Genomic DNA, 26,145 nt, shown 5'->3' with positions numbered 1-26,145 from the left:
GGGCGAAGCGAAGCGCAGACCCGAGAATCTCGTGACGAGGAAGCGCCATCAGCAGCCCTCTCCGGCCTGGGATGCTCGGGCCAAGCCCGAGCATGACGAGCCCCTTCACCGCGCCAGCAGCACCTGCCGGCACTCGGCCGGGAGTGCGTCGAGCGACATGGGCGGCTTGGGCTTTGGCTTCGGCCCCGGTTTCGGCTTGGGCGGGTTGAAGATCGCCTGATGCTGTTTCTCGACCCAGCCATCGAGCTCTTCGCCGCAGCCGTCGCCGAAATTGGGCGGCTCCTGCCCCTGGCAGCCCTCCATGCCGGGCGGGCAGCTCAGGCGGATATGAAAATGGTAGTTGTGCCCCCAGATCGGCCGGACCTTGTTCAGCCAGGTCTTGTCCGAGCCGGCCTCGCGGCAGAGCGCGACCTTGAGCGCGGGATTGACGAAGATGCGCTCGACCTTTGGCTCGCTCGCCGCCGCCTTGATCAGCCGGGTGTGCGCCGGCGTCCAGTTCTTCGGATTGATGTCGCGCCAGTCGGAGCGGGCCATGTTGACCGCGGACATGTTCTCGCGGTCGTCGCTGTCGAGCCGTTTCCTCGGCATCGGCGTCAGCCAGATGTCGGCATCGAGCCCGATCTGGTGCGAGGCGTGGCCGGTCAGCATCGGCCCGCCGCGCGGCTGCGAGATGTCGCCGACCAGGAGGCCGGGCCAGCCGGTGATCTTCGGCACCTCGCTGGCGAAGCGCTCGAGGAAGGAGATCAGCTCGGGATGGCCCCAGTTGCGGTTGCGGGCGAGGCGCATGACCTGCCAGTTCTCGCCGTCGACCGGCAGCGCGGTTGCCCCCGCCAGGCAGCCGCGGGCATAGGAGCCGATCGCACGCGCCCTCAGGGCGGCCGGAGTGGTCTTCTGGCCGAACAAGGCACGGGCTGCATCCGGGTACGCCGCGATATTGGCAGCGCGGGTCTTCGCCTCCGCCTCGCCGGTGGACTGGGCGCGCGCAGCTGCCACTGTCATGAGCAAGGGCAAGAGAATCAGGGGGGCGAAGCGACGAGGCGTTTGCATGGTGGCAGAATCGCAGGCCGCTTACGCCAAGGTCAAGCTACTGCCCGCTCAATGGGCTGGACAGGGCGCTTGCGAGCCGGCAGCGTCTTCACTGCCGAAGAACGGGCGGCAAGCCCACCGGTGACCATTCCTGGAGGAGACATCCGACGATGAGCCGCTTTTCTCTCGACCGCCGCGCCTTGCTGGGCGGCCTCGGCGCCGCGCTCGCCTTGCCGGCCGCCGGCCGCGCGCAGGGCGCCTGGCCGCAGGGACGTACGCCCAAGCTGGTCGTGCCGTTCACGCCCGGCGGCGCCACCGATATCCTCGGACGGCTGGTCGCCGACAAGGTCGGCCAGACACTCGGGGCGACCTTCGTGGTCGAGAACCGCGCCGGCGCCGGCGGCAATATCGGCGTCGAGGCGGTGGCGCGCTCCGAGCCGAACGGCGACACGCTGCTGATCGTCTCGGTCGGCCTCGTCGCCAATCCGGCGCTCTACACCAAGGTCAACTACGACCCGCTGACCGATTTCGCCCCGATCACCATGATCGCGCTGGTGCCCAACCTGCTCGTCGTCAGCCCGACGCTGAAGGTCAAGGACACCGCCGAGCTGATCGCCTATGGCAAGGCCAATCCGGGCAAGCTGACCTATGCCTCCTCCGGTGTCGGCACCTCGATCCACCTTGCCGGCGAACTCTTCCAGAAGCTGACCGGCATCAAGATGGTGCATGTGCCCTATCGCGGCTCGGCGCAGGCGATGCAGGACCTGATCGGCGGGCGCGTCGACCTGATGTTCGACAACATCACCGCCGCCCTGCCCCAGGTCCGCGCCGGCACGGTGCGCGGCTTCGGCGTCACCACCGCACAGCGCGCGCCGACCGCTTCCGAATTCGCGCCGATCAACGATCTCGTACCGGGCTTCGACGTCTCGTCCTGGTTCGCCCTGTTCGCGCCGGCGAAGACGCCGCAGACGATCATCGACCGGATGCAGGCCGAGACCAAGGCCGCGATCGCCGACCCCGTGGTGCGCGGCAAGATGGACCAGCTCGCAGCCCAGCCGGTCGGCAACACGCCGGCCGAGCTCGCGGCCTTCGTCCGCGCCGAGCAGACGAAATGGGTCAGCCTGATCCGTGAAGTCGGCATCAAGGCGGAGTAGGACTGGAACCTACGGTTCGCGCCCGACGTTCTTCCAGCGCTCGCTCGCCGACAACTGACGAGGCGGGCGGACGGAAGAAGGGGCGCGAACCATGTCCACACTGCTCATCATCATCCTGCTCATCATCCTGCTCGGCGGCGGCGGGTATTACGGCCATCGCAGCTATGGCGGAGCCGGCCTCGGCGGCGTGGTCGGCCTCGTACTGACGATCGTGATCGTGCTGTGGCTGCTTGGAGCGCTCGGCGGCCCGGCCGTCAGAGTGTAACGGGGCGACAAGCACGGCCTTCGAGGCCGCGCTTCAGTTCGCCAGCTTCCAGACCAGCATGGCGGCGGCAAGGTCCTCGAGCGCGGTGCCGACCGACTTGAACAGGGTGACGTCGTCGCGCTCGGCGGCGGCGTCGTATTCGCCGCGGCAGAGGCCGGCCAGCGTGCCTGAGACCTGCTCCGCCGTATAGGCGCCCGCCTTGATCGCGACGGCAACGTCACCGCCCTCGTGGAGCGCCGCTTCCGTATCGACGAAGACATGGGCGCGCTGCAGCGCCTCATCGTCGGCCTCACGCATCGACAGGTTGAAGGCGCCGACCAGATCAAGATGGGCGGTTCGCTTCAGCCAGCGGCCATGGATCAAGGGCTCGCGGGACAGGGTGGCGCAGGAAATCAGATCGGCCTGGCGCGCCTCGGCTTCCAGATTGTCCGCGACGCGCGCCTCGATGCCGTCCCGTGCAAGCTCGGCCACGACCTCGGCGGCGGCGTCCGGCCGGCGCGCCCAGATCGCGATATCCTCGAAATGGCGCACGCTGCGATGTGCCTTGACCAGGAAGCTCGAAAGCGCACCGGCCCCGACCATCAGCATGCGCTTGCAATCCGGGCGCTCCAGCACGCGCGAGGCGAGCGCCGAAGCCGCTGCGGTGCGCCAGAGCGTCAGGCGCGCGCCATCCAGCGCTGCGAGCGGCGCTCCGGTCGCGCCATCCATCAGGAGATAGCTGCCCATCACGCTCGGCAGGCTCACTGCGGCATTGCCGGGAAACACCGTGACGACCTTGGTACCGAGGAAGGCAGGGCTCGCCTGCGGCGCCGTCCAGGCCGGCATCAGCAGGAGGGTCGCTGCCGCATCCGGGCGCTCGATCTCATGGTGATGACGTACCGGCGTGACGATGCCGCCGCGGAAGGCCTCGGCGAGCGCATCGACCAAAGCGGGAAAATTCAGCAGGCCGTCGATCTCGGCAGCGGAGAAGAAGCGCATGACGGAGGTTTCAGACGCGGCTGGTCAGTGCCGGCAGCGCCGAATCCGGCACGGCGGCGCGCAGCGACTGCGCCTCGCCACGCAGCTTGTCGGCCTCCCGGCGATTGACCCTCGCGGCCTTGCGATGCTTGCCCTGCGCCAGCCAGGAGGCGAAGCCACCGATCAGGATGCCGACGGCAATGGCGGCGAGGACCACCGCAAAGAGCGGCAGGTCGAGGGCGAGCGCCGGCGCGTCGCGGCTGATCGGATCGAGCGAGACTCGGACCGGGGCGCGGTTCGCCACCGAGAACAGCACCACGATCAGCGCCACCGGAACGAGCACCAGCGCCTTGAAGAAAGCCTTCATCCCGCTCTCCCCCGCCTGTCTCAGGCTTTGCCGTTCAGCCGCATGCGCAGCTCCTTGCCGGTCTTGAAGACCGGCACGAACTTCTGGTCGACCTTGACGGAATCGCCGGTGCGCGGGTTGCGTCCGACCCGGGCGGCACGTTCTTTGGTCGAGAACGCCCCGAAGCCGCGCAGCTCGACCCGGTCGCCGCGCGCGAGCGCCTTGACGACTTCGTCGAGGATCGAGCCGACGATGTTCTCGATATCGCGCTGATAGAGATGGGTGTTGCGCTCGGCGATGCGCTGGACGAGTTCTGATTTTATCATGGGTGCAATATAACCGCTTGTAACATCGTCACTTTTCGACGGCAGGCTGCCAGAGCGCCAAGGGCGCGTCAAGCCGCAGTCCAACCGGAGTTTCGGCAGCACGCGCGAGCAGGGCCGCCAGCTCCTCCAGGCCCGCGGCGCGCGCTATCGCCTCGCTTGCGCTCCAGAGCCCGTAGGAGGAGGATTCACTGCGGCGGCGCCAGTCGCGCACGGGCAGATCCTTGCCGACGCCCTTCTCGCGCTCGAGCCAGGCGATCGCTTCCTGCTCGCTGCCGACCTCATCGATGAGCTTGAGCCTGATCGCCTGGCGCCCGGAATGGACGCGGCCGTCGGACACTGCGGCGATCTCGGGGTCGGCGAGCTTGCGGCGCTCGCCGACCAGCCGCTTGAACCAGTCGTAATTGTCGGCGATCACGCGGGCGGTCTCGGCGGCCGCCTCCGGCGACGTCGGCTCGAGGCCGCTTGGCGCCGCCTTGAGCGGGCTCGACCGCGTGATCTCGAACTTGACGCCGATGGTGTCGAGAAGCTGGGCGACATTGGGGATCTGCGCGATCACGCCGATCGAGCCGACCATCGAGGTCTGGCGTGCGACGATGCGCTCGCTGCCGAGCGCGACGATGTAGCCGCCGGAGGCGGCCATGCCATCGACCACCGCGATCACGGGCTTCTTGGCGGCAAGGCGGCGGACCGCATCGTAGACGGCTTCGGAGCCGGTCACAGTGCCGCCGGGGCTGTCGATGCTGAGCAGCACGGCGCTGGCGCGGCTATCCTCCAGCGACTTGATCAGGTCGAGCGTGCGGCGATCGCCGGAGATGAAGCCGGAAATGGTGACGCGGGCGATGTGCGCCTGGGCGGTGCTGCCCGGCAGGCGCCCGCTCCAGACGAGCGCGGCGGCGACGACCATCACGACGACGCCGGCGAGCGCGAGCAACCGCCAGAGCGAGAGCTTGCGCCGCAGGCTGCGACGATCGGCGAGCAGATCGGCATCGGACGACATGTCGGCGGCTCCGGTTGACTGGGCCTGTGATGTAGCCTCGCGGTACGGGGCGGGCAAGGCGGCAGTTGTCGCGCCGACAGTCGCGGCGGGCGCTGCACGATCGTTCAAGACATGACGACGGCAGACACCGACCATGCCAATAACTTGATCGGAGCCAAGTCGAAATGTCTGAAAACACCTATCGCGCCATCAACTTCGCCGAGAAGCTCGGCCACATTCACGAGCAATGGCAGCCGCGGGTCATGGCCGAGCTCAACGACTATCAAATCAAGATCGTCAGGATCGAAGGCGACTTCATCTGGCACGACCATCCCGAGACCGACGAAGCCTTCCTCGTGATCGACGGCTCGCTGCGGATCGACTTCCGCGACGGTTCGGTCACCGTCGGCCCGGGCGAGATGTTCGTCGTGCCCAAGGGCAAGGAGCACAAGCCTTTCGCCGAAAAGGAGGTCTGCATGCTGCTGATCGAGCCGCGCGGCACGCTCAACACGGGCCATGAGGGTGGCGCCCGGACGGCGCAGAACGATCTCTGGGTCTGAACGGCCTCTAGGCCGCGGCGAGGGCCCGCTGCCGGTCGAGCGCGAGCAGGGCAAGGCCGCTCGCGACCGAGCGGAAGGCGTCGCCGATATGGATGCGCTGCGGGCTGAAGCGGCGGTCGAACAAGGCGCGCACCGCCGGCACATAGGAGGTGCCGCCGGTCATGAACACCGCCTCGATCTTGTCGCCGTCGACCCCGGCGGTGGCCAGCGCCTCGTCGAGCGCGCCTTCGATCGCCGCGACATCCTCGGCGATCCAGCGATCGAACATGGTCCGCGTCACAGTCCGGTCGATGCGCACGCCCATCTGATCGAAGCTGAGCTGCGCCTCCTTCTGCGAGGAGAGCGCGATCTTGGTCGCCGAGACGGCACGGTAGAGCTCGTAGCCGAGATCGTATTCGATCACCGTCATCAGGTCCTCGAGCCTGCCGGGCTCGACCGCGTCGCGGATCAGCGCCTTGAGCTCGGTCATCGTCTCCCTGCTCTTCATCAGCGAGAGCCGGTGCCATTGCGCGAAGGCGGCGTGGTAATGCGCCGGGATCGGCAGGCGCTTGCCGAAGGAAAGATAGTCCGAGCCCTTGCCGAGCAGAGGCGAGACCGCATGCTCGATGATGCGGTAGTCGAAAGTGTCGCCGGCGACGCCGACACCGGCATGGGATAGCGGAACGGCCTGCAAGGTGCCGCTGTCGCCAGGCTCGAAGCGCATCACCGAGAAGTCGCTGGTGCCGCCGCCGAAGTCGGCGACCAGCATGGTCTGCGGCGTCGTGAGGTCGCGCGCGTACCAATAGGCGGCGCCGAGCGGCTCATAGGCGAAGTCGACCTTGGTCATGCCGGCCTTGCCATAGGCGGCAGCCAGACGCGTCAGGGCGAGTTCCTCATCGGGCCGGTCGCCGGCGAAGACGACCGGGCGGCCGGAGAGGACGCTCCGCTCGCCGAGATCATCCAGCCCGGCGGAGAGGTCGCTCAGGAAGACTGCGATCAGGTCCTCCAGCCGGAAGAGCTTGCCGAACAGACGCGTCTCCTGGAAGGCGCGGCTCGACAGATGCGTCTTCAGCGATTGCAGGAAGCGGTGCTCGGTGGTCATGCCGAGCGCCATGTCGAGTGCATCGGGGCCACTGACATGGGTGACATGGGCGTGGGGCGGGCGGCCCTCGCGCCAGAACATCAGGGCCGAACGATAGGCGTCGACGGCGCCCTGGCGGGTGGCGAAGCTGCGGGTCGTCACCGAGCCGTCGGGACGTGCGAGCGCGACCACGCTGTTCGTGGTGCCGAAATCGATCCCGATCGCTGCGTCGTTCATGCTCGCCTCCTTCAGCCGAAACAAAAGCCCGCGCGGATTTCTCCGCGCGGGCCGATGGATTGGTCAGGCCGCAAGACGCGGCCTGATGATCACTTCTTGTCGGTCGTCGCCTTCTTGAGGGCGGCGCCGAGGATGTCGCCGAGCGAAGCACCCGAGTCGGCCGAGCCGTAGGTGGCCATCGCCTCGCGCTCCTCGGCCACTTCCAGGGCCTTGATCGAGACCTGGATCTTGCGGGCCTTCTTGTCGAAGAGGATAACGCGGGCGTCGACCTTCTCGCCGGCCGCGAAGCGCTCGGGGCGCTGCTCGGCACGATCACGCGCGATTTCGGCGCGCTTGATGAAGGTCGTCATGTCCGTGCCGGAGATCTTGACGTCGAGACCACCGTCCTTGACGTCGATGATCTCACAGGTCACGACCTGGCCCTTCTTGAACTCGCCGGCATCCACGAAGGGATCGCCGCCAAGCTGCTTCAGGCCGAGCGAGATGCGCTCCTTCTCGACGTCGACATCGAGGACGACCGCCTGGAGCATGTCGCCCTTCTTGTACTCCTCGATCACCTGCTCGCCCGGACGGTTCCAGTCCAGGTCCGACAGATGGATCATGCCGTCGATGTCGCCCTCGAGGCCGAGGAACAGACCGAACTCGGTCTTGTTCTTGACCTCGCCCTCGACGACCGAACCAGCCGGATGCTGCTCCGCGAAGACTTCCCACGGGTTGCGCAGGGTCTGCTTGAGGCCGAGCGAGATGCGGCGCTTGACCTGATCGACCTCGAGGATCGCGACGTCGACTTCCTGCGAGGTCGAGACGATCTTGCCGGGGTGGACGTTCTTCTTGGTCCAGGACATCTCGGAGACGTGGATCAGGCCTTCGATGCCCGGCTCCACCTCGACGAACGCGCCGTAGTCCGTGATGTTGGTGACGCGACCCTTCAGGCGGGTGCCGACCGGGTAGCGGGCGGCGATGCCATCCCACGGATCGGCCAGCAGCTGCTTGATGCCCAGCGAGATGCGGTGCGTCTCCTGGTTGATCTTGATGATCTTGACCTTGACCGTCTGGCCGATGGTCACGACCTCGGACGGATGGTTGACGCGGCGCCAGGCCATGTCGGTCACGTGCAGCAGGCCGTCAATGCCGCCGAGATCGACGAACGCGCCGTACTCGGTGATGTTCTTGACGACGCCGTCGATGACCTGGCCCTCTTCGAGCGAGGCGACGAGCTCGGAACGAGCCTCGGCGCGGGTCTCTTCGAGCACGGTGCGGCGCGAGACGACGATGTTGCCGCGGCGACGATCCATCTTGAGGATCTCGAATGGCTGCGGCTGGCCCATCAGCGGGCCGACGTCGCGGATCGGGCGGATGTCCACCTGCGAACGCGGCAGGAAGGCGACGGCGCCGTCGAGATCGACGGTGTAGCCACCCTTGACCGTGTTGAAGATGTTGCCCATGACCTTCTCGCGGGCCTCGAACGCCTTCTCGAGCTTGACCCAGCTCTCCTCGCGGCGAGCCTTGTCGCGCGAGATGACGGCTTCGCCGAGCGCGTTCTCGATCCGGTCGAGATAGACCTCGACCTCGTCGCCGACCTTGAGCTCCTCGTCCCGGCCCGGGCCGGTGAATTCCTTGAGGGCGACGCGACCTTCGGTCTTCAGACCGACATCGATGATCGCCATGTCCTTCTCAATGGCAACGACCTTGCCCTTGATGACGGTCCCTTCGAGGGCCTCGTTCCGGGTGAACGATTCCTCGAGCAGGGCGGCGAAATCCTCGCGGCCCGCGCTATAGCTTTCGACAGCTGACATATGTGCTCCTGAACGCCGGCCGCGTATCCCGCGGATGTCCGGCATGGCGCCGTTGGGTTGGTGCTGCACGCCGGATCGATCCGCACGGTGCTCCGGTGTCCGGAGCGTGCCATCCCTTGGGACGGCGGCGCCTGGCCGCAGGGGCCGATCCGCATCAAAAGGCCCGTTCTCCTAACACAAAACGGGAGCCGGCCATTTCGACCGCCCCCGGCTGTGATCGATCACGGCCCTTCGGACGAGGCTGACCTAGCGATTTTCGCGTCGTTCCGCAAGCGGATTGCGGCGCGAAATGCCGGTCGCGCATGCGCCGAGCGACCTTGTGACTCGCCCAGGCGACCCCGATCTTTGCTGGCGAAGCCCGGCGCCAAGCCGGAGCGATGCAAGGGAAAAGCCCAATGTTCCCGCTTTCCATCCTAGACCTCGCCTTCATCGCCGAAGGTGCGACCGCGGCGGACGCCCTCCACAACAGCCGCGACCTCGCCCGCCATGCCGAAAAGCTCGGCTACACCCGGTTCTGGCTGGCCGAGCACCACAACATGACTGGCATCGCCAGCGCCGCGACCGCCGTCGCGATCGGCTACGTCGCCGAAGGCACCGAGACGATCCGCGTCGGCGCCGGCGGGATCATGCTGCCAAATCATTCGCCTTTGGTGATTGCCGAGCAGTTCGGCACGCTGGAGACGCTCTATCCCGGCCGCATCGACCTCGGGCTCGGCCGCGCGCCCGGCACCGACCAGCGGACCTGGCGAGCGATGCGGCGCGAGGCCGACGCGTCCGAGCGCTTCCCGCAGGACGTGCTGGAATTGCAGGCGCTGCTCGGCCCGTTGCAGCCGGACCAGGTGATCCAGGCGGTGCCGGGCACCAACACCAATGTCCCGCTCTGGATCCTCGGCTCCAGCCTGTTCGGCTCGCAGCTCGCCGCCGTGCTCGGGCTGCCCTATGCCTTCGCCTCGCATTTCTCCCCGGATGCGCTGATGGACGCGCTCGCCGTCTATCGCGAGCGCTTCCAGCCCTCGGCGCAGCTCGACAGGCCCTATGCCATGGTCGGCTGCAACGTCATCGCGGCCGACACCGATGCCGAGGCGCAATACCTCTTCACCTCGTTGCAGCAGCGCTTCGCCGACATGCTGCGCGGCCGGCGCGGCCTCCTGCCGAAGCCGATCGACGATATCGAGGATTACTGGTCCGGCCCGGAAAAGGCGCAGGCGCAACGCATGCTGGCCTGCTCCTTCGTCGGCTCGCGCGAGAGCGTGCGGGCGCAGCTGCAGGCCTTCATCGAGAAGACCGACGCCGACGAGCTGATCGTCGCCTCGGCGATTTTCGACCACGCGGCCCGCAAGCGCTCCTACGAGATCCTGGCCGAAATCCAGCCGACACTGGGATTGGCGGCGGTCGCGGCCTGACCGAGTCGCCGCTCAGGAGCGGCGTTCATGTTCGGCTGCGTTGAGGTTTCCCCGCAGCCGAACCATGGCCTCGCGCAGATGACGCTGCTCCTCGGGAGCGAGGCCCGTCGCGCGCTGCATGCTGACCCTGACCGCCCTGCCCCGCTCGCGCAATGCGCGGCCCTGCGGTGTCAGGTTGATGCGGACCTGGCGCTCGTCCTGCGGGTCGCGCTGGCGCGTTACCACGCCCATCGCCTCCAGCCGCTTCAGCAACGGCGTCAGCGTACTCGAATCGAGGAAAAGCTTTTCGCCGAGCTGGCCGACGGTCTGGTCAGGCAACTCGTAGAGGGCGACAAGCGCAATGTACTGCGGATAGGTCAGCCCGAGCTCGTCAAGCAGCGGCTTGTAGATGCGATTGAAGGCGAGATTGGTCGAATAGACCGCAAAGCACAGGAACTCGTCGAGTCCGGGCAGCCTGTCTGCGCCGGTCTGCTCAGCCGCCTGTCCTGAATCGCTCATCGCGCACGCCTCCCGGCAAAGGATCGCTCACAGATATTTGACGCACGATTTATTTTCAAGCGATTGATTGACGTTTCGTTCTCGTTTATTTATCGAGCGATCTAATCGCTCGAAAGTAAACTGAGAGAGCACGCCATGACCCGCACCGGCTCATCCACCGCCAAGGCACTCGCGCAGGTTCAGCCCGAGACGAATCCGGCCCCGCGCCGCCTGCTTCTGGCGGCGATGCTGGCGGCGGGGGCGAGCTTCGCCATGGCCTGCAGCGCCTTCACCGGCCCGCGCGCCTACGGCTCCGCCCCGGTCCTGTCATCGAACCCGCCGCCGCGGCGCGGCGCAGCCCGTTCCTGACGAACCGCCTGTCGAGGAGACGCTTCCCATGAACTTCGCCCTCGCCTATCTCGCCGGCGTCCTGACCATCGCGAGCCCCTGCATCCTGCCGGTCCTGCCCTTCGTGCTGACGCGCGCCGGCCAGCCTTTCCGGACCAGCACCTTGCCGATGCTGTTCGGCATGGCCTTGGCATTCGCGGGGGTCGCCAGCCTCGCCGCCGTCGCGGGCAGCTGGGCGATTGCGCTCAACAGCCATGGCCGCAATATCGCGCTCGGCTTCGTCGCCCTGTTCGGGCTCGCTCTGCTGTTGCCGGCGCTGGCCACACGCCTCGCCGCGCCGCTGACCGCGCTCGGCGAGAGGTTGGCGCGTGTTGCGGGCACCGAAGGCCGCACCGATCTGCGGCCGGCCTCCTCCGCTTTGCTCGGTGTCGCGACAGGCCTCCTCTGGACGCCCTGCGCCGGGCCGGTGCTCGGTCTGATCCTCGCCGGCGCCGCTCTCGGCGGGCCGAGCCTCACCACCGCGCTCCTGCTCTTCGCCTATGCCGCCGGCGCCGCGACGGCGCTGGCCGCAGTGCTGCTGCTCGGCAAGCGGCTGCTGGCCTGGACGCGGCGGCCCGCCGCCTCGATCGAATCGTTGCGACGCGGCCTCGGTGTCGCGGTGATCGCGAGCAGTCTCGCGATCGCCTTCGGCTTCGACACCAGCGTCCTCACCCGCCTGTCGGCACCGACCACGGCGGCCATCGAGCAACGCCTCCTTGATATCGCCATGCCAGCCGCTCCGAGCCTCGTCACAACCGCGCTGGCACAACCGGCATCCAAGCCGCTGTTCGGCGCCAGGCAATGGCTCGACCGCGAGCCGATCACCTCCGAGAGTGTCCGCGGCAAGGTCGTGCTGGTGAACTTCTGGACCTATTCCTGCATCAACTGCCTGCGCACGCTGCCTTATGTCAGAGCCTGGGCCGAGAAGTACCGGGATCAGGGCCTCGTCGTGGTCGGCGTGCACACGCCGGAATTCGCCTTCGAGAAGGATCCCGCCAATGTGCGCAAGGCGGTCGCCGCGCTTGGCGTGAGCTATCCGGTCGCGATCGATAACGACTATGCGGTCTGGCGCGCCTTCAGCAACCAGGCCTGGCCTGCCCGCTACTTCGTCGACGCGCAGGGCCGCATCCGCCATCACGAGTTCGGCGAGGGCGACTACGCCGCCTCCGAAAAGGTGATCCAGTCGCTGCTCGCCGAGGCCGGCAATGCGGTCGGGCCCGGCGTCGCCAAGGTCTCGGGCGAAGGCGCGCAGGGGGCGCCCGACTTCGCCAATCTGCGCTCGCCCGAGACCTATCTCGGCCATGCCCGCACGAATGGCTTCGCCTCGCCGGGCGGAATCAAGGCCGATGCGCCTGCTACCTATGAAGCCGCCGCCTCCCCGCGCCTCAACCAGTGGAGTCTCTCCGGCAGCTGGACCGTCGCCGGCGAGTTCGCGGTCTCGCAGCAGGCGGGCGGGCGGATCAATCACCGCTTCCATGCCCGCGACCTGCATCTGGTGATGGGCCGCGTGCCCCGCAGCCCGCCGGTCCGCTTCCGCGTCACCATCGACGGCGCGGCGCCCGGCAGTGCCCATGGCGCCGACATCGACGCCGAGGGCTACGGCACGATCGGCGACGAGCGGCTCTACCAGCTGGTCCGCCAGGACGGGCCGGTGAAGCCTCGCGACTTCAGCATCGAATTCCTCGATCCGGGTGCCCGCGCCTACGCCTTCACCTTCGGCTGACGCACGCGTCAGCCCGCCCTGACCTGCGAGGGCGAGCGGCCGAAGCGCTTGCGAAAACTTCGGTTGAAGTATGACAGGTCGCCGAAGCCGACCTCGAAGGCGACGCTGCTGATGGTGACGGCGGCGTCCTCGGCCGACATCAGCTTGAGCCAGGCGCGTTCGAGCCGGCGCTCCAGCACATAGTCGGAGAAGGTGCGCCCCTCGGCACCGAAGGCCTTCTGGATGGCGCGCGGCGTCACGCCGTAGAGCCCGGCGATCATGTCGATCGAGAGTTCGCGCCGCTCCAGCCTGGTCTCGATATCGGCCTTGATCGCGGCGAGCCGACCGCCGCGGCGCGGCGTCGCGGTCACCGGCGGGGCGCTGCGATCGGCCAGCATCACGCCGATCAGGTCATGGACATGACCGATGGCGAGATCGCGCAGCGGAGCCGAGTTGAGCGGGAACAGGCCGCGCAGCAATAGCGCGCCGTAATGCGCCAGCACCTGCAGACCGCGATTGCCGCGGGGGATCGCCTGCATCAGTTCATCGGGAGCGAGTTGCGCCAGCGCCGGCAAACGCGCCGGATCGAGCGCGATCAGGTCGATGCGGCCGAGCTCGACCAGAGTGAAGCGCGTCTCCCTTGCGAGATCGACGACCGCGGCATCGCGGGCCCGCAGCGAGATGCGGCGCCCCGCTTGGTCGATCACGCAGCGGCCGTCCGACGGGCGGACGAGAATATAGCGCAGCTCCTGCCCGCCCTGGCGCGCTGGCCAGACCCAGGGCGTCGCCGGCGAGAAGCAGGACATCAGCCCGATATCGGGCCGCGTCGTCAGCATGCTGCGAGCGGCGAAAGGCAAGGCGGCCTCGGCGCGGATGTCATCGCCATCAGGCACATGTCCGAAGACCTTCTGCGCCATCGCCTGAACTTCCTCGGGCGCAGCCTCGCCCGAGACAAGCCAGAACGGCGCGAAGCTCTCGCCCTCGGCGGCCTTCGCCCCGGCAGACCGTTGCAGCGCTGCCACAGCCACCTCGTCGCGCATCGGAGTTCGCTTTTGTCCCATGGCGCGTTCGCGCACGTCCAAGATGATGCCTTCGATATAACTTTAGAGATCGCAAGAACTCAACGCATCAAGAGAATTTCGCCGCCCAAGATTGATGAATAAAGCTAGTTTATTCTAGTTCTAAACTAAGATCGAAACGACATCACAACTTCCGATCGTAAGACCCCGAGCGATACGCCCTCGCTCGGGAGACCGATCCGACCCGACGACGACAGGTATCTTCATGAGCAAGCGTGCTTCCCTCGCCATCAGCCTGCCGGCTCTGCTTTGCGCCTCGGCGGCGGTGGCGCAGTCGTCCCAGGCCCCATCCAATGTGATCGACCTCGACACGATCACCGTGACTGCGGCGCGCACCGAGCGCAGCACGGCCGAGACGCCGCAATCGATCCAGGTGCTCGATCGGGCGCAGATCGAGGAACAGCTGAAATTCAGCCCGAACGCCGCGGCCGCACTCGGCAAGCTGGTGCCGGGCTATTCGATGGCGACGCAGACGGTGTCGAGCGCCTCGGAGAACTATCGCGGCCGCGACCTCTTGGTGCTGATCGACGGCGTGCCGATGAACACGCCGCTGCGCGACGTCTCGCGCATCCTTTCGCTGATCGACCTCAACACGGTCGAGCGCATCGAGCTGGTCGCCGGCGCGTCCAGCCTCTACGGCGCCGGTGCGACCGGCGGCACCGTCAACTTCATCACCAAGAAGGCGGCCGACGGCAGCAAGCCGCGGGTGACGGTCAATACCGCCGTGCGCGGCTTCACCCAGGCGCTCGGCCGCTCGCTGGCACCCGAAGCCTCGGTCACCGTCTCCGGCAAGATCCCTGATGGCATCGACTACCTGATCTCCGGCAGCGCCCGCGGCGCCGGCCGCACCTATGACGGCAAGGGGCGCGAACTCCCCTCCGACGGCCTGCTCGGCCAGGGCGGTGGCGACCGTTATAAGGCCGGCAACCTACTCGCCAAGCTCGGCTACGATTTCGACGCCAGCAAGCGCATCGAACTGCAAGGCTCGCTGATCGCCTTCGACCAGGATCCGAAATACCTGACCAATTACGCCGCGCCCTTCGCGCGGCCGGACCGGACAAAGCTCTATACCGGGCAGAACGTCATCGAGGACACCAAGTCGGTCTCACTGCGCTACAGCGACAGCGACTTCGCCCTCGGCAAGCTCAGCCTGCTCGGCTACTACAACGACATCAAGAAGCGCTTCAATTACTCGGCCTTCTCCTACCCCTATAATTCGCAGGTCTACTACTCCTTCAACCCGGCCTCGCCGACGAGCCCGGACAACCAGACCACGCTTCATTCGCAGCGCGGCGGCGTGAACCTGACGATTGACACGCCGCTCGACCGCATCCTGCCCGGCGCCAAGCTGACCTGGGGCGGCGACCTCAACCAGGAGAAGACCTGGCAAACGCTGACCAGTGGTCAGGACGTGTTCACGCCGCTGAAGCAGACGACGAGCGCCGCCTTCGGCCAGCTTCAAATCCCGGTCGGCGAGCGGATCACCCTGCGCGGTGGCCTGCGCTACGAGTATTTCTCACTGGACGTCAGCGACTATACCCGCCCGGCCGCCTATGCGGCGGTCGCCGCCAACAACGCCCAGGGCTATCAGAGCTTCGTGCTGCCGGCGCTCAACGTCACCGGCGGCAAGTTCGACTACAAGGCCTGGACCGGCAATCTCGGTGCCACGGTCAAGCTTTCCGAGAGCAGCGAAATCTTCGGCGGCTTCTCGCAGGGCTTCGCGTTGCCGGATGTCGGCGCCTTCACGAGACGGGCCGGCATCTCCACCGCCTATGCCTGCCCGGTCACCAATCCGAACTGCCTGCCGGCCAACCGGCGCAGCATCAGCTATGCCTCGATCGCGCCGGAAGCGCAGATCGTCAACAATTACGAACTCGGCATCCGCGGCAGCCAGGGCATCTTCAAGGGCTCGCTGACCGGCTTCGTCAGCACCTCCAGCAAGGGCGTGACCTTCGACCAGGCGAGCAACACGATCTCGCAACAGAAGGAGCGGATCTGGGGCATCGAGGCGACCGGCGACATCGCCGTCACCGAGCAGCTCACCATCGGCACCGTGCTGGCCTATCGCGAGGGCCGCTACGACACCAATGGCGACCGCAAGCTCGGCAGCGCCCTGCCGAACAACCGCATCGGCTCGCCCTATCGCGGCATGCTCTATGGCAGCTACCGCTTCACCAACGGCATGCAGCTTCGCCTCGAAGGCGAGGCCTTCTCCGACCGCGACGTCGCGACCGACCTGCGTGGTACCCGCAACAGGCTGAAGGGCGCGGCGACGATGAACGTGGCCTTCACCGCCCCGGTGCTCGAAGGAGAGGCCTATGTCGCGGTCAACAACCTGTTCGACCGCAACTACCAGAACCCGACCGCGACCTCGGTGCGCAATCTCGCCAACTATGCCTGGGGTCGCACCGTGACGCTCGGCTTCCGCAAGACCTTCTGACCATGGTGAGCCTCGACAGCGACGCCGACGGCATCGTCACCCTGCGCTTCGCGCCGCCCTATGCCGACAATGACGAGCGCGCCTATCTCGACGCGCTCGCCGAGCTCGGCCGGCGCGAGGAACCTTTCCTGCTGCTCACCATCTTCGGCGGCGGCCGCAAGCTGTCGCAGGCCGGCGAGCGCGAACAGGCGATCTGGTTCAAGCGGACGCGGGCCCAGTTCGGCGCGCTCTGCGGCGCCTGCGCCATCGTGCGCCCGGGCGCGACCGAGGCGATGGCGGACGTCTTCCGCCGGCTCTGGCCCTTCCCGATCAGCCTGGAGACCGACGAGGCGGCGGCGCGAGCCTTCCTGCTGAAGCACCGGAGAGCGGCATGAGCGCGAGCGAAGCGGCCATCGGCACTGCACCGGCCAGCAATGCCGCGCGCTACCGGCTCTTTGCCGTGCTCGGGGGCTTGTATCTCGCGCAGGCGATCCCGTCCTATCTCTTCGTCGCGGCGCTGCCGCCGATCATGCGCGAAGCCGGCGTTTCGCGCACCGCCATCGGCTATATGAGCATCCTGCTGCTGCCGCTGGTCATCAAATTCGTCTGGGCGCCGTGGATCGACCGGATCAGGCCGTTCGCGCGGGCGCACCGGGCCGGCTGGGTCTTCATCACCCAGACCGGCACGATCCTGTGCATCCTCGCGCTGATCGCGGTAGGGCCGCTCGATGTCGGCAAGATCATCGCGATCGGCTTTACCGCCTCCCTGCTGATCTCGACGCAGGATATCGCCACCGACGGCTATGCCGCGAAATATCTGCCGGAGGCCGATCGCGCCATCGGCAACGCCATCCAGGGCGGCTCGATCGCTTTCGGCGTGGTGATCGGCGGCACGCTTGGCCTCGTCCTGCATCATCACATCGGCTGGACCGGCATGCTCCTCACCATCGCCGCGATCTCGCTGCTGCCGCTCGTCGCAGCGGCGATGATGCGCGAGGGCGATCCGACCCCGGCCGAGGCCGCCAAGCGCCCCTCGATCCGCGCCTTCCTGCGCCGGCCGGAAGCGCGTCAGATCCTCTGGATCGCGCTGATCTACCGGGCAAGCGAGGGGCTGGTGAAAGCGATGGAGGGATCCTACCTCGTCGATGCCGGCGTGCCGCTCAACCAGATCGGCTATCTCTCCGGGATATCGGCGACGACGGCGGGCCTTGCCGGCTCGGCGATCGCCGCCTGGCTGGTCAAGCGCCGGGGCATTGCCTTCGTGCTCGCGCTGCTCGGTGCGGCGCGCACGCTCTGCTTCCTGCTCTTCGCCTGCCATGCGCTCGGAGCCGTCGTCGGTGCCTGGCCGTTATTCGGCGCCGCCGGCTTCCAGACGCTGATCCGCTATATGGAGATCGTCGCGCTCTATTCGCTGTTCATGGCGGTGACGACCTCGGACCAGCCGGGCACCGACTTCACCATCCTCGCCTGCGCCCAATTGCTGGTCTATCTCGCCGGCTCGATGCTGGCGGGCAAGCTCGCCGACACGCTGGGCTATGGCGCGCTGTTTTGCCTGGCGACGGCGATCTCGGCGGTCGCGGTGATCGCGACGGTGAGGATGATCGCGCGCAGCAGCGTCGGAAAGCCGGCCTGACCGGCGCAAAGTGCTCGCAGCAAGGGGCCGCGCCTTCCCTAGCGTCGTCCTTCATGCAAGGTTGCCGGCGAGATCGCCTGTGCCGCAAGATCGCCTGTGCCGAAGGAGAACACCATGGGTTGGGTCGTCCTTGGACTGATCGTCGTCGTCGTGGTCTGGCTGATCATGACCTATAACGGCCTCGTCGCGATGCGCCAGCGCGTCAACCAGGCCTTCGCCGACATTGATGTGCAACTGAAGCAGCGCCACGACCTGATCCCGAACCTGGTCGAGACCGTGAAGGGCTATGCCACTCACGAGAAGGAGACGTTCGACGCGGTGATCAAGGCGCGCAACCAGGCGCAGGCCGCGACCGGCCCGCACGATCAGGCCGTGGCGGAGCAGCAGCTCACCGGCGCCGTCGGCCGCCTGCTGGCGCTGGGCGAGGCCTATCCCGACCTGAAGGCGAGCGCGAACTTCCAGCAGCTGCAGCAGGACCTCGGCAATGTCGAGGACAAGCTGGCGGCTGCCAGGCGCTTCTTCAACAATGCGGTCAGCGAGTTCAACGCGGCGATCCAGGCCTTCCCGGCCGTGTTCTTCGCACCGCAGATGGGCTTCAGCCCACGCGAATTCTTCGATGTCGGCGAAGAGACGCGCAAGCAGATCGAAGTCGCGCCGACCGTGAAGTTCTGAGCGCTTCGACAGGCCTCACAGCGGAGCTGCGGCGATGCCGGGGGAAGCCTTCGGGCTCTACACCCATCAGCGCAACAACCGGACCCGGTCGATCGCCCTGATCATCGGGCTCTTCCTGATGGTTTACCTGACGGTCTGGGGCATCATGCTGGTCGGCTACGGCTATGCCGGCGTGCCGCGCGGGCGCACGGTGCTGAGCTTCGTCAACCAGCGCTTCTGGTCCTGGCTGCCCTTCATCACGCTTGCGACCGGCGCCTGGGTGTTCATCGGCTTCAGGATCAATGTCAGACTGATCGAGGCGGTCTCGGGCGCCGAAGGCGTGACGCGGGAGGCCCAGCCCAAGCTCTACCGGATGCTCGAGAACCTCTGCATCTCGCGCGGCATGGTGACGCCGAAGCTCGCCATCATCCAGAGCGACGCGCTCAACGCCTTCGCCAGCGGCGTCAACGACAAGCAGTTCACGGTGACGCTGACCACCGGGCTGATCGAGCAGCTCAACGATGCCGAGATCGAAGCGGTGATCGCCCATGAGCTGACCCATATCCGCAATGGCGACGTCCGGCTGATGGTGATCGCCGTGGTGATCGCCGGCATCATCTCCTTCGTCGGCGAAGTCGTGTTCCGCAATCTCGGGCGGGTCCGCATCTCCTCGGACGGCGACAAGAAGGGCAGCGGCTTTGCGATCATCCTCGGCTTTGCGGTGATCGCCGTCGCCTGGCTGCTCGCCGTGCTGATCCGGCTGTCGTTGTCGCGGGCCCGCGAATACCTCGCCGATGCCGGGGCGGTGGAGCTGACCAAGAACCCAGACGCGATGATCTCGGCGCTGCTGAAGATCTCCGGGCGCGCCGACATCGACAATGTTCCGTCGGGCGTGATGGACATGTGCTTCGAGAACGATCCCGACGATTTCGCCGACCTGTTCTCGACCCATCCGTCCGTCACCAAACGGGTGCAGGCGCTCGTACAGACAGCCGGCGGGCGCCTGCCGCCGGAAGCGCCGCCCGGCCCGCCGAAGATCAGCGAAAGGCAGCCTTTGCCCGAGATCGCCCAGACCTCTGCGACGCACGGACCGTGGTCGCGCCCGGCGCCACCACCTGCAGGCGGTTAGCGCCCGTCCTTCGCCCAGCTCAGCGCTTCCTCGAGCCGGTCGTCGCCCCAGAACAGTTCACCATCGCCGGTGACGAAGGTCGGTGCGCCGAAGATCCCGAGCGATTTGGCGAGCTCGGTCTCGGCCTTGAGCCGGCCCTTGACCTCCTCGCTGCGCGAGGCGGGAAAGGCCGAGGCGGGATCGGCCCCGGCTTCGCGCAGCGCTGCGTTCAAAACCGCTTCCTCGGCGATATTGCGCCCTTCGCAGAACTGGGCACGGAACAGCGCTGTGGAGAAGGCCGGCAGCCAACCGGCCTCGCGCCCGGCCAGCGCCAGCCGCGCGGCAACGAGAGAGTTCTGCGGGAAGACCTCGGGACGGACGATAGCGAGGCCGTTGCGGCCGGCACGGCGCGCCACGTCGCGCCACATGTAGCGACCCTTGTTCGGATAGAGATTGAACGGGGAGCTGGTCCAGCCCTGGGCAGCGAAGATCGGGCCGAGCAGGAATGGGCGCCAGCGCACCGCCACTCCGGCTGCCTCCGCCAGTTCCTCGATCCGCAGGGCGCTCAGGCAGGAATAAGTCGACGCGAACTCGTACCAGAAATCCAGAACAGGACGATTCGGCATCTGACCCCCAACCAGCAACGCAGCGCTCCGCCCGCATTGCGGGCGGCAACCCATCAGCAGATGACGCCAGATCGATCAGAAGGTTCCGATTGCGTCGCCCCGAACCCTGCGATAGTGCCCGGTTACGTCCGAAATGCGGCCGGCCGGGTCGCATTCTCTACTCCAGGCACAAGCCCCCGTGCCGCCACTGCAGGAAGACCAGTCCATGGCCGACAAGCGCGTGAACAAGGTCGTGCTCGCCTACTCCGGCGGGCTCGACACCTCGATCATCCTGAAATGGCTGCAGACCACCTATAATTGCGAGGTCGTGACCTTCACCGCCGATCTCGGCCAGGGCGAAGAGCTGGAACCGGCCCGCCAGAAGGCGCTGTTGCTCGGCATCAAGCCCGAGAACATCCATATCGAGGACCTGCGGGAAGAGTTCGTCCGCGACTATGTCTTCCCGATGTTCCGGGCCAATGCCGCCTATGAGGGCGTCTATCTTCTGGGAACCTCGATCGCCCGCCCGCTGATCGGCAAGAAGCTCATCGAGATCGCCGACCGCGTCGGCGCCGACGCGATTTCCCATGGCGCCACCGGCAAGGGCAACGACCAGGTCCGTTTCGAGCTGACCGCCTATGCGCTGAAGCCCGACGTCCAGGTGATCGCGCCCTGGCGCGAATGGGATCTGCGCTCGCGCGAGCAGCTGATCGCCTTCGCCGAGCAGCACCAGATCCCGATCGCCAAGGACAAGCGCGGCGAAGCGCCGTTCTCGGTCGACGCCAACCTGCTGCATGCCTCTTCCGAGGGGAAGGTGCTGGAGGACCCGGCGCAGGAAGTGCCGGACTATGTCTATTCGCGCACGATCTCGCCCGAGGAGGCGCCGGACAAGCCGACGATCATCAGCATCGACTTCGCCAAGGGCGATGCGGTGGCGATCGACGGCGTCCAGCTCTCGCCGGCCAAGCTGCTGGCCAAGCTCAACGAACTCGGCCGCGACAACGGCATCGGCCGGCTCGACCTGGTCGAGAACCGCTTCGTCGGCATGAAGAGCCGCGGCATGTACGAGACACCCGGCGGCACGATCCTGGCCGTCGCGCATCGCGCCATCGAGTCGATCACGCTCGATCGCGGCGCCGCGCATCTGAAGGACCAGCTCATGCCGCAATATGCCGAGCTGATCTATAACGGCTTCTGGTTCTCGCCGGAGCGCGAGATGCTGCAGGCGCTGATCGACAAGAGCCAGGAGTTCGTCGCCGGCCAGGTGCGGCTCAAGCTCTACAAGGGCGGCGTCCACGTCATCGGCCGCTCCAGCCCGTATTCGCTGTACGATCAGGACCTCGTCACCTTCGAAGAGGGCGCCGTCGCCTACGACCACCGCGACGCGGCCGGCTTCATCAAGCTCAACGCGCTTCGCCTGCGCACGCTCGGCCAGCGCAAGCGCAAGCTGGGGCTCTGAGAGACCGGCTCTTCGACACCTCGCCGTCATTGCGAGGAGCGTAGCGAGGAAGCAATCCAGGGCGGCAGTACTCTACGCCCTCTGGATCGCTTCGCTACGCTCGCGATGACGAGATGGCCCTTCCACGGCGGTGATCAGAGATTCCAGGCTCAGCCCTGAGACCTGCCTTGGAATGACGCGGTAACCTGATCGCGAAGATCAGATCTCGATCTCGACCCCGACCTCGACCACCTGCTTGGCCGGGATATGGAAATGCGCGGCGGAACGCTCGGCGTTGCGCTGCATGAAGGCGAAGAGCGCCTCGCGCCACATCGCCATGCCCGCGATTTCCTCGCGCGGAATGACCGTCTCGCGGCCGATGTAATACGACATCTCAGCGAGATCGACACCCCGCAGCAGGCCGCGCTCGACACCGCAGCGCAATCCGCTCGGGATGTGGGGCGTTTCCATGAAGCCGAAATGCAGGATCACACGGGTGACGCTGGGTGCGAGCTCGATCAGCTCGATCCGGTTCTCGTCGGAGACGCGCGGAATTTCCTGCAGCTTACCCGTCACCAGCAGGATGCGCTCGTGCAGGGCATGGTTGTGGCGGACGAAATGCGTGAGCGAGAGCGGCAGCCCCCGCGCGGCCGAGGCCAGGAACGCGGCCGTCCCGGGCAGGCGCAGCGGCGGGTTCGTCGCCAACATGTCCAGGAACGCCTTCTCCGGCTCGCGCTGGCGGGCGCGCGCCGCCTCCACCAGGACAAGGCCGCGTCTCCAGGTAAGCATGATCATCGTCAGCACCATGGCCAGCAGCAGCGGGTACCAGCCGCCCTCGTGCAGCTTCGGCAGGTTCGCCGAGAAGAAAGCGAGATCGATCAGCAGGAAGAAGCCGTTGACCGCCACGACGAGGATCGGGTTGTAGCCCCATTTCAGCGCGATCAATGCCGCGAGCCCGGTGGTGATCGCCATCAGCAGGGAAACGGCGATGCCGTAGGCGCCGGCCAGCGCATCGGATGAGCGGAACATGAAGACCGAGGTCAGGGTCGCCAGGCAGATCAGCCAGTTGACGATCGGGATGTAGATCTGCCCCTTCTGGTCATCCGCCGTGTGCTTGATGCGGATCGCCGGGAAGAGGCCGAGCTGCACGGCCTGGCGGGTCAGCGAGAAGGCGCCGGTGATAACCGCCTGCGAGGCGATGACGGCAGCGGCCGTGGCGAAGACCACCATCGGATAATGCGCCCAGTCCGGGGCGAGCTGGTAGAACGGGTTTTCGAGCGCCTCGGGATGGCTCAGCAGCAGCCCGCCCTGGCCGAAATAGTTGAGCATCAGCGCCGGGAGCACCACCGTCAGCCAGGCGATGCGGATCGGCAGCGGGCCGAAATGGCCCATGTCCGCATACATCGCCTCACCGCCGGTCACGGCCAGGAAAGTTGCGCCGAGAACGGCGAAGCCGACGAGCGGCGCGGTGTGGGTGATGAAGTAGAGCGCGTTGAACGGGTTGATGGCGGAGAGGATCCCCGGCGCCATCAGGATGCCCCGAATGCCGAGCAGCGCGAGGGCGATGAACCAGAGCAGCATGATCGGCCCGAACAGCTTGCCGATGAAGCCCGTGCCCTTGCTTTGCACCAGGAACACGCCGATCAGGATCGCCGCGGTCAGCGGCACGATCGCCGGCGCCAGAAACGGCGCATCGACCTTCAGGCCCTCGATCGCGCTGAGCACCGAGATCGCCGGCGTGATCGCCCCATCGCCATAGAGCAGTGCGGCGCCGACGAGGCCGACTACCAGCACATAGGCCCGGGCCGTGCCCGGCTTGGCGTGACGTGCCTTGAGCAGCGCCAGCATCGCCATGATGCCGCCTTCGCCGCGATTGTCGGCACGCATGATCAGCAGCGAGTATTTGAGCGAGATGATCAGGATCAACGCCCACAGGATCATCGAGACACAGCCGACGACCGCTCCCGGCTGCAAGGTCCCGCCGGCGCTCGCGGCGCGGGCGGCCTCCTTCAGCGCATAGAGCGGGCTGGTGCCGATGTCGCCGTAGACGACTCCGAGGGCGCCGAGCGTGAGGGCAGGAACGGAGCCATGCTGCTCGCCATGCGAGGGCGCGCTGCTCTGTGACAGAACCCCCTGGGTCATTCGCTGCCCCCCTTTCGCAGAAGTAGGGCACGCAGCGGCAGCGACAGCAAGGCTGGAGCGGCGGAATTACACTGCGGAGCAGAAATACCCCGAAGATTTCGGCCGGCCGGCAAGAAGAACTCGCCGGCCTCCTCTCGTAGCGTCTTACTTCGCGAGCCTGCCGAAGGCGAAGAACTGGGTCTCGCCGGAGGAATCGTCGACGCCGTCATTGTCGGTGACGACGAAGAGATCGCCAGCCTTGTCGACCGCCATGCCCTCGACCTTGTCGAGCCCATAGCCGCCGAGCTTCATCAGGTCCGGCGTCAGGTCGCGCAGCAGCGTCTTCCCGACCGTCGGGATGTCGGAGGAGCCGAACGGCGCCGGCTTCAGCCCCTTGACCGAGAAGGTCGCCAGCGTCTTCACGGCCTTGGCGCCGAACTGGTTGTCGCGCTCGATCACCGCGAAGGTCTCGTCGCCGAGATAGGTCAGTTCGGAGAGGCCCATCCAGGCGCCGGCGGCCGGAGCGGTCAGCGGGTAGTAGAGAATACCCCAGCTCTTGCTGAAGGGCTTGTAGGTCAGAATCTTGACCTTGCCCTTGGGGTCGTCCTTCCACTCGCGCTGGACCGCGATCCAGACCGTTTCGTCCTGGCCCGCGCCGCTGACGGCGACGCCCTCATAGCCCTGGTTGACCGCCTTGGCGGCAAAGTCCTCCGGCAGGGCGATCTCCTCCTCGATCTCGCCCCTGGCCGAAGCGCGCAGCAGCAGGTTCTGGGTTGGCTTCTCCTTGCGCTCCGGCGCGCCTTCCGAGACCAGCCAGAAGCCGCCGCCGGCGCGCGTCGCGATCCCCTCGAGATCATAGGAGGCCGGCTTGCCGTCCTTCGTCACGGTGACGGCGCCGGTGATCGTCGCCGGTTTCTTCGTCGCGTCGATGTCGAGGATGCGCGAGGGCGTATAGGCGTTGTCGGCGACGCTGAAGAGACGGCCCGGCAGCTCGGGATGGGCGGCGAGGCCCGAGAGCGCGCCCCAGCCGCGTGGCACGCCATCGACATCGGCCGAGACGATCGTCGGGTAGGCGGTTGGCGCCTCGCTGCGCTGATAGATTGTCACGGCCGAACGCGGCCCGTCCTTCTCGCCGAGATCGGCCTCGGAGGCGGCAACGAAGAGATTGCGCTGCGGGATCGCCAGCAGCCCTTCCGGCGCGATGCCGCCCGGCAGGGCCTGCAGATAGCGCGGAGCCTTGCCCGGCCCCTCGTCCTTGAAGACGAGCACGAGTGAGGCGCGTTCCAGCCCGACGAAGAACAGGCGCTCGCCATCATAGGTGCCGACCTCGATACCCTCCGGCTCGCTGCCCTTAGCGGCTGAGCGGCGCTCCGGATAATGGCCGAGGCGGATGGCGATGTGGTCGACCATGTTGCCGGCATCGAACTCGACCGTGCCGTCCTTGCGAAAAATCGTGAAGCCGCGCGAGCCGCCTTTCCAGTCGCCCTCATTGGCGGTGACGAAGCGGTCGGTGTCGAGCCAGCGCACCGCATCGGGCTCGCGGCGCAAGCCCTTCAGCTCTTCGACCGGCTTGATCTCACCGTCTCGGGTCTTGTCGATGTTCTTGAGATCGACGGTGCCGGCCGGGAAATGCGTAACGAGCTTCCCGATCCTGGTGTCGACCACGGCGATGTGGTTGTTCTCCTGCAGCGTCACCACGGCAAGGCCGTCCTGGTTGACGTCGACGAATTCCGGCTCAGGATCGGTCGGCTCGACCGCGGCGATGCCGGTGAGGTCGACGATCTGCCTGGAGGCGCAATCGGCCTCGCCGCCCGTGATGCCGATCAAAGTGAGATTGCCGGCGGGAAGCTGCGGCAGGTCGCCCTTGTTCAGCTTCTCGTCGCGCTCGTTCTCGATGACGATGGCGAGCTTGCCCTTGTCCTTGGTCAGGGCGATCGAATCGGGCTGGCCGCCTAGCTCGCATTTGGCTGTGACCTGCTTCGTTCTCAGGTCGATGGTGGCGAGATGGCCGGCCGGCTCCTTGAAGTTGTCGCCGGAGCTGACGACGACGGCGAAGGCGCGCTCGCCGAGGATGACGACCGAGGTCGGCTCGCCGCCGACCGGGATGAAGCCGGCGGGCTTGGGCGCATCGGCCGTGGTGATGTCGATCAGACCGACCGCCTTCTGCTCGGCGTCGGTATAGGCGAGCAGGGTGCCGGCCTCGTTGGCCGAAATGATCTCCGCAACCGTCTTCTTCTTCGCGTCGCGATCGGCCGGGAGGTTCAGCGGCACCTGGAAGGTGGCGATACGGTTGAAGGTCGGCTCGGCAAGTGCCGTTGCGCCAGAGAGGAGCGTCGCGAGGGCCGCAAGGACAAGGGGTTTGCGCATTGGGACGGTCCTGTTCCGCAGGGTGGGGAGGCAGGCCTTCCGGCTAGTGAGC

Annotated in this window: 24 protein-coding genes; 12 read left to right on the top strand and 12 right to left on the bottom strand. The window is 66.9% G+C overall.

The window, feature by feature from the left end; translation table 11 throughout:
• Window positions 1–105: 105 nt before the first annotated feature.
• On the bottom strand, window positions 106–999 hold the full coding sequence (mepA, locus tag CXY91_RS21820; protein ID WP_100963303.1) for a penicillin-insensitive murein endopeptidase: 894 nt from the start codon (window positions 997–999) through the stop codon (window positions 106–108).
• A 197-nt stretch (window positions 1,000–1,196) separates the two neighbouring features.
• Between mepA and CXY91_RS21815 the strand changes: the two genes are divergently transcribed.
• Together CXY91_RS21815 and CXY91_RS21810 are read left to right on the top strand one after the other, a co-directional pair.
• The gene (locus tag CXY91_RS21815; protein WP_100963301.1) at window positions 1,197–2,180 is read left to right on the top strand and encodes a tripartite tricarboxylate transporter substrate binding protein; all 984 of its coding nucleotides are present in this window, start codon (window positions 1,197–1,199) and stop codon (window positions 2,178–2,180) included.
• A gap of 91 nt (window positions 2,181–2,271) precedes the next feature.
• The gene (locus tag CXY91_RS21810; protein WP_100963299.1) at window positions 2,272–2,445 is read left to right on the top strand and encodes a DUF3309 family protein; all 174 of its coding nucleotides are present in this window, start codon (window positions 2,272–2,274) and stop codon (window positions 2,443–2,445) included.
• Window positions 2,446–2,478: 33 nt separating this feature from the next.
• Here CXY91_RS21810 and lhpI read toward each other — a convergent pair whose 3' ends face one another.
• Genes lhpI through sppA form a run of 4 tightly spaced genes read right to left on the bottom strand, consistent with a single transcriptional unit; the run spans window position 2,479 to window position 5,071 of the window.
• Window positions 2,479–3,423, bottom strand: a complete 945-nt coding sequence (lhpI, locus tag CXY91_RS21805) for a bifunctional Delta(1)-pyrroline-2-carboxylate/Delta(1)-piperideine-2-carboxylate reductase (protein ID WP_100963297.1) — start codon at window positions 3,421–3,423, stop codon at window positions 2,479–2,481.
• A gap of 10 nt (window positions 3,424–3,433) precedes the next feature.
• Window positions 3,434–3,769, bottom strand: a complete 336-nt coding sequence (locus tag CXY91_RS21800; protein WP_091833515.1) for a LapA family protein — start codon at window positions 3,767–3,769, stop codon at window positions 3,434–3,436.
• A gap of 20 nt (window positions 3,770–3,789) precedes the next feature.
• The gene (ihfB, locus tag CXY91_RS21795; RefSeq protein WP_091833512.1) at window positions 3,790–4,074 is read right to left on the bottom strand and encodes an integration host factor subunit beta; all 285 of its coding nucleotides are present in this window, start codon (window positions 4,072–4,074) and stop codon (window positions 3,790–3,792) included.
• A 28-nt stretch (window positions 4,075–4,102) separates the two neighbouring features.
• Window positions 4,103–5,071: a signal peptide peptidase SppA gene (gene sppA, locus CXY91_RS21790; RefSeq protein ID WP_100963295.1), complete on the bottom strand. Its 969-nt coding sequence runs from the start codon at window positions 5,069–5,071 to the stop codon at window positions 4,103–4,105.
• A gap of 164 nt (window positions 5,072–5,235) precedes the next feature.
• Between sppA and CXY91_RS21785 the strand changes: the two genes are divergently transcribed.
• A complete protein-coding gene (locus tag CXY91_RS21785; protein ID WP_100963293.1) occupies window positions 5,236–5,610 on the top strand; it encodes a cupin domain-containing protein in 375 nt (124 codons plus the stop codon).
• Between the two features lie 7 nt (window positions 5,611–5,617).
• Here CXY91_RS21785 and CXY91_RS21780 read toward each other — a convergent pair whose 3' ends face one another.
• Both CXY91_RS21780 and rpsA read right to left on the bottom strand, forming a co-directional pair.
• Entirely contained in the window at window positions 5,618–6,907 is a 1,290-nt protein-coding gene (locus CXY91_RS21780; RefSeq protein ID WP_100963327.1) for an Hsp70 family protein, read from the bottom strand.
• 89 nt (window positions 6,908–6,996) lie between these two features.
• Window positions 6,997–8,703, bottom strand: a complete 1,707-nt coding sequence (gene rpsA / locus CXY91_RS21775) for a 30S ribosomal protein S1 (protein ID WP_091833499.1) — start codon at window positions 8,701–8,703, stop codon at window positions 6,997–6,999.
• 395 nt (window positions 8,704–9,098) lie between these two features.
• On the opposite strand from rpsA, the gene CXY91_RS21770 reads away from it, so the two are divergent.
• Complete coding sequence (locus CXY91_RS21770; protein ID WP_100963291.1) at window positions 9,099–10,106, top strand: LLM class flavin-dependent oxidoreductase; 1,008 nt, start codon at window positions 9,099–9,101, stop codon at window positions 10,104–10,106.
• 12 nt (window positions 10,107–10,118) lie between these two features.
• Here the strand turns inward: CXY91_RS21770 and CXY91_RS21765 are convergent, their stop codons facing one another.
• On the bottom strand, window positions 10,119–10,604 hold the full coding sequence (locus tag CXY91_RS21765; protein WP_100963289.1) for a MarR family winged helix-turn-helix transcriptional regulator: 486 nt from the start codon (window positions 10,602–10,604) through the stop codon (window positions 10,119–10,121).
• A gap of 135 nt (window positions 10,605–10,739) precedes the next feature.
• Here CXY91_RS21765 and CXY91_RS21760 point away from each other — a divergent pair, with 135 nt between their 5' ends.
• Window positions 10,740–10,952, top strand: coding sequence for a hypothetical protein (locus CXY91_RS21760; protein WP_100963286.1), 213 nt, complete (start codon window positions 10,740–10,742; stop codon window positions 10,950–10,952).
• 28 nt (window positions 10,953–10,980) lie between these two features.
• Window positions 10,981–12,693, top strand: a complete 1,713-nt coding sequence (locus tag CXY91_RS21755; RefSeq protein ID WP_100963284.1) for a cytochrome c biogenesis protein DipZ — start codon at window positions 10,981–10,983, stop codon at window positions 12,691–12,693.
• A gap of 8 nt (window positions 12,694–12,701) precedes the next feature.
• Here CXY91_RS21755 and CXY91_RS21750 read toward each other — a convergent pair whose 3' ends face one another.
• Complete coding sequence (locus CXY91_RS21750) at window positions 12,702–13,712, bottom strand: helix-turn-helix transcriptional regulator (RefSeq protein ID WP_158673540.1); 1,011 nt, start codon at window positions 13,710–13,712, stop codon at window positions 12,702–12,704.
• A gap of 244 nt (window positions 13,713–13,956) precedes the next feature.
• On the opposite strand from CXY91_RS21750, the gene CXY91_RS21745 reads away from it, so the two are divergent.
• The 5 genes from CXY91_RS21745 (at window position 13,957) to CXY91_RS21725 (ending at window position 19,583) form a co-directional block, all read left to right on the top strand.
• Complete coding sequence (locus tag CXY91_RS21745; protein ID WP_100963280.1) at window positions 13,957–16,191, top strand: TonB-dependent receptor; 2,235 nt, start codon at window positions 13,957–13,959, stop codon at window positions 16,189–16,191.
• A gap of 2 nt (window positions 16,192–16,193) precedes the next feature.
• Window positions 16,194–16,565 (top strand): hypothetical protein, encoded by a 372-nt coding sequence (locus CXY91_RS21740; RefSeq protein WP_100963278.1) that lies wholly within the window; start codon window positions 16,194–16,196, stop codon window positions 16,563–16,565.
• Entirely contained in the window at window positions 16,562–17,803 is a 1,242-nt protein-coding gene (locus CXY91_RS21735; RefSeq protein WP_100963276.1) for an MFS transporter, read from the top strand. Before CXY91_RS21740 ends, CXY91_RS21735 begins: the two co-directional genes overlap by 4 nt.
• Window positions 17,804–17,917: 114 nt before the next feature.
• The gene (locus CXY91_RS21730) at window positions 17,918–18,475 is read left to right on the top strand and encodes a LemA family protein (RefSeq protein ID WP_091833473.1); all 558 of its coding nucleotides are present in this window, start codon (window positions 17,918–17,920) and stop codon (window positions 18,473–18,475) included.
• A 34-nt stretch (window positions 18,476–18,509) separates the two neighbouring features.
• Window positions 18,510–19,583, top strand: a complete 1,074-nt coding sequence (locus tag CXY91_RS21725; protein ID WP_091833470.1) for a M48 family metallopeptidase — start codon at window positions 18,510–18,512, stop codon at window positions 19,581–19,583.
• On the opposite strand, the gene CXY91_RS21720 is transcribed toward CXY91_RS21725, so the two are convergent.
• Window positions 19,580–20,188: a 2-hydroxychromene-2-carboxylate isomerase gene (locus CXY91_RS21720; protein WP_091833467.1), complete on the bottom strand. Its 609-nt coding sequence runs from the start codon at window positions 20,186–20,188 to the stop codon at window positions 19,580–19,582. The two genes, CXY91_RS21725 and CXY91_RS21720, sit on opposite strands and share 4 nt — an antisense overlap.
• Window positions 20,189–20,393: 205 nt before the next feature.
• On the opposite strand from CXY91_RS21720, the gene CXY91_RS21715 reads away from it, so the two are divergent.
• Complete coding sequence (locus CXY91_RS21715) at window positions 20,394–21,626, top strand: argininosuccinate synthase (protein ID WP_091833464.1); 1,233 nt, start codon at window positions 20,394–20,396, stop codon at window positions 21,624–21,626.
• 198 nt (window positions 21,627–21,824) lie between these two features.
• Here the strand turns inward: CXY91_RS21715 and CXY91_RS21710 are convergent, their stop codons facing one another.
• Both CXY91_RS21710 and CXY91_RS21705 read right to left on the bottom strand, forming a co-directional pair.
• Window positions 21,825–23,747 carry a potassium transporter Kup gene (locus tag CXY91_RS21710; protein ID WP_100963274.1) on the bottom strand — a complete coding sequence of 641 codons (1,923 nt, stop codon included), beginning with the start codon at window positions 23,745–23,747 and terminating at the stop codon, window positions 21,825–21,827.
• Between the two features lie 144 nt (window positions 23,748–23,891).
• On the bottom strand, window positions 23,892–26,093 hold the full coding sequence (locus tag CXY91_RS21705; RefSeq protein WP_100963272.1) for an esterase-like activity of phytase family protein: 2,202 nt from the start codon (window positions 26,091–26,093) through the stop codon (window positions 23,892–23,894).
• Window positions 26,094–26,145: the final 52 nt, after the last annotated feature.

The organism is Allobosea sp. FBZP-16, from assembly GCF_002831785.1.
In the GTDB taxonomy this organism is placed as follows: domain Bacteria; phylum Pseudomonadota; class Alphaproteobacteria; order Rhizobiales; family Beijerinckiaceae; genus Allobosea; species Allobosea lupini.
Note: the sequence above shows the minus strand (reverse complement) of the source record. Positions and strands in the feature narration are given on the sequence as shown.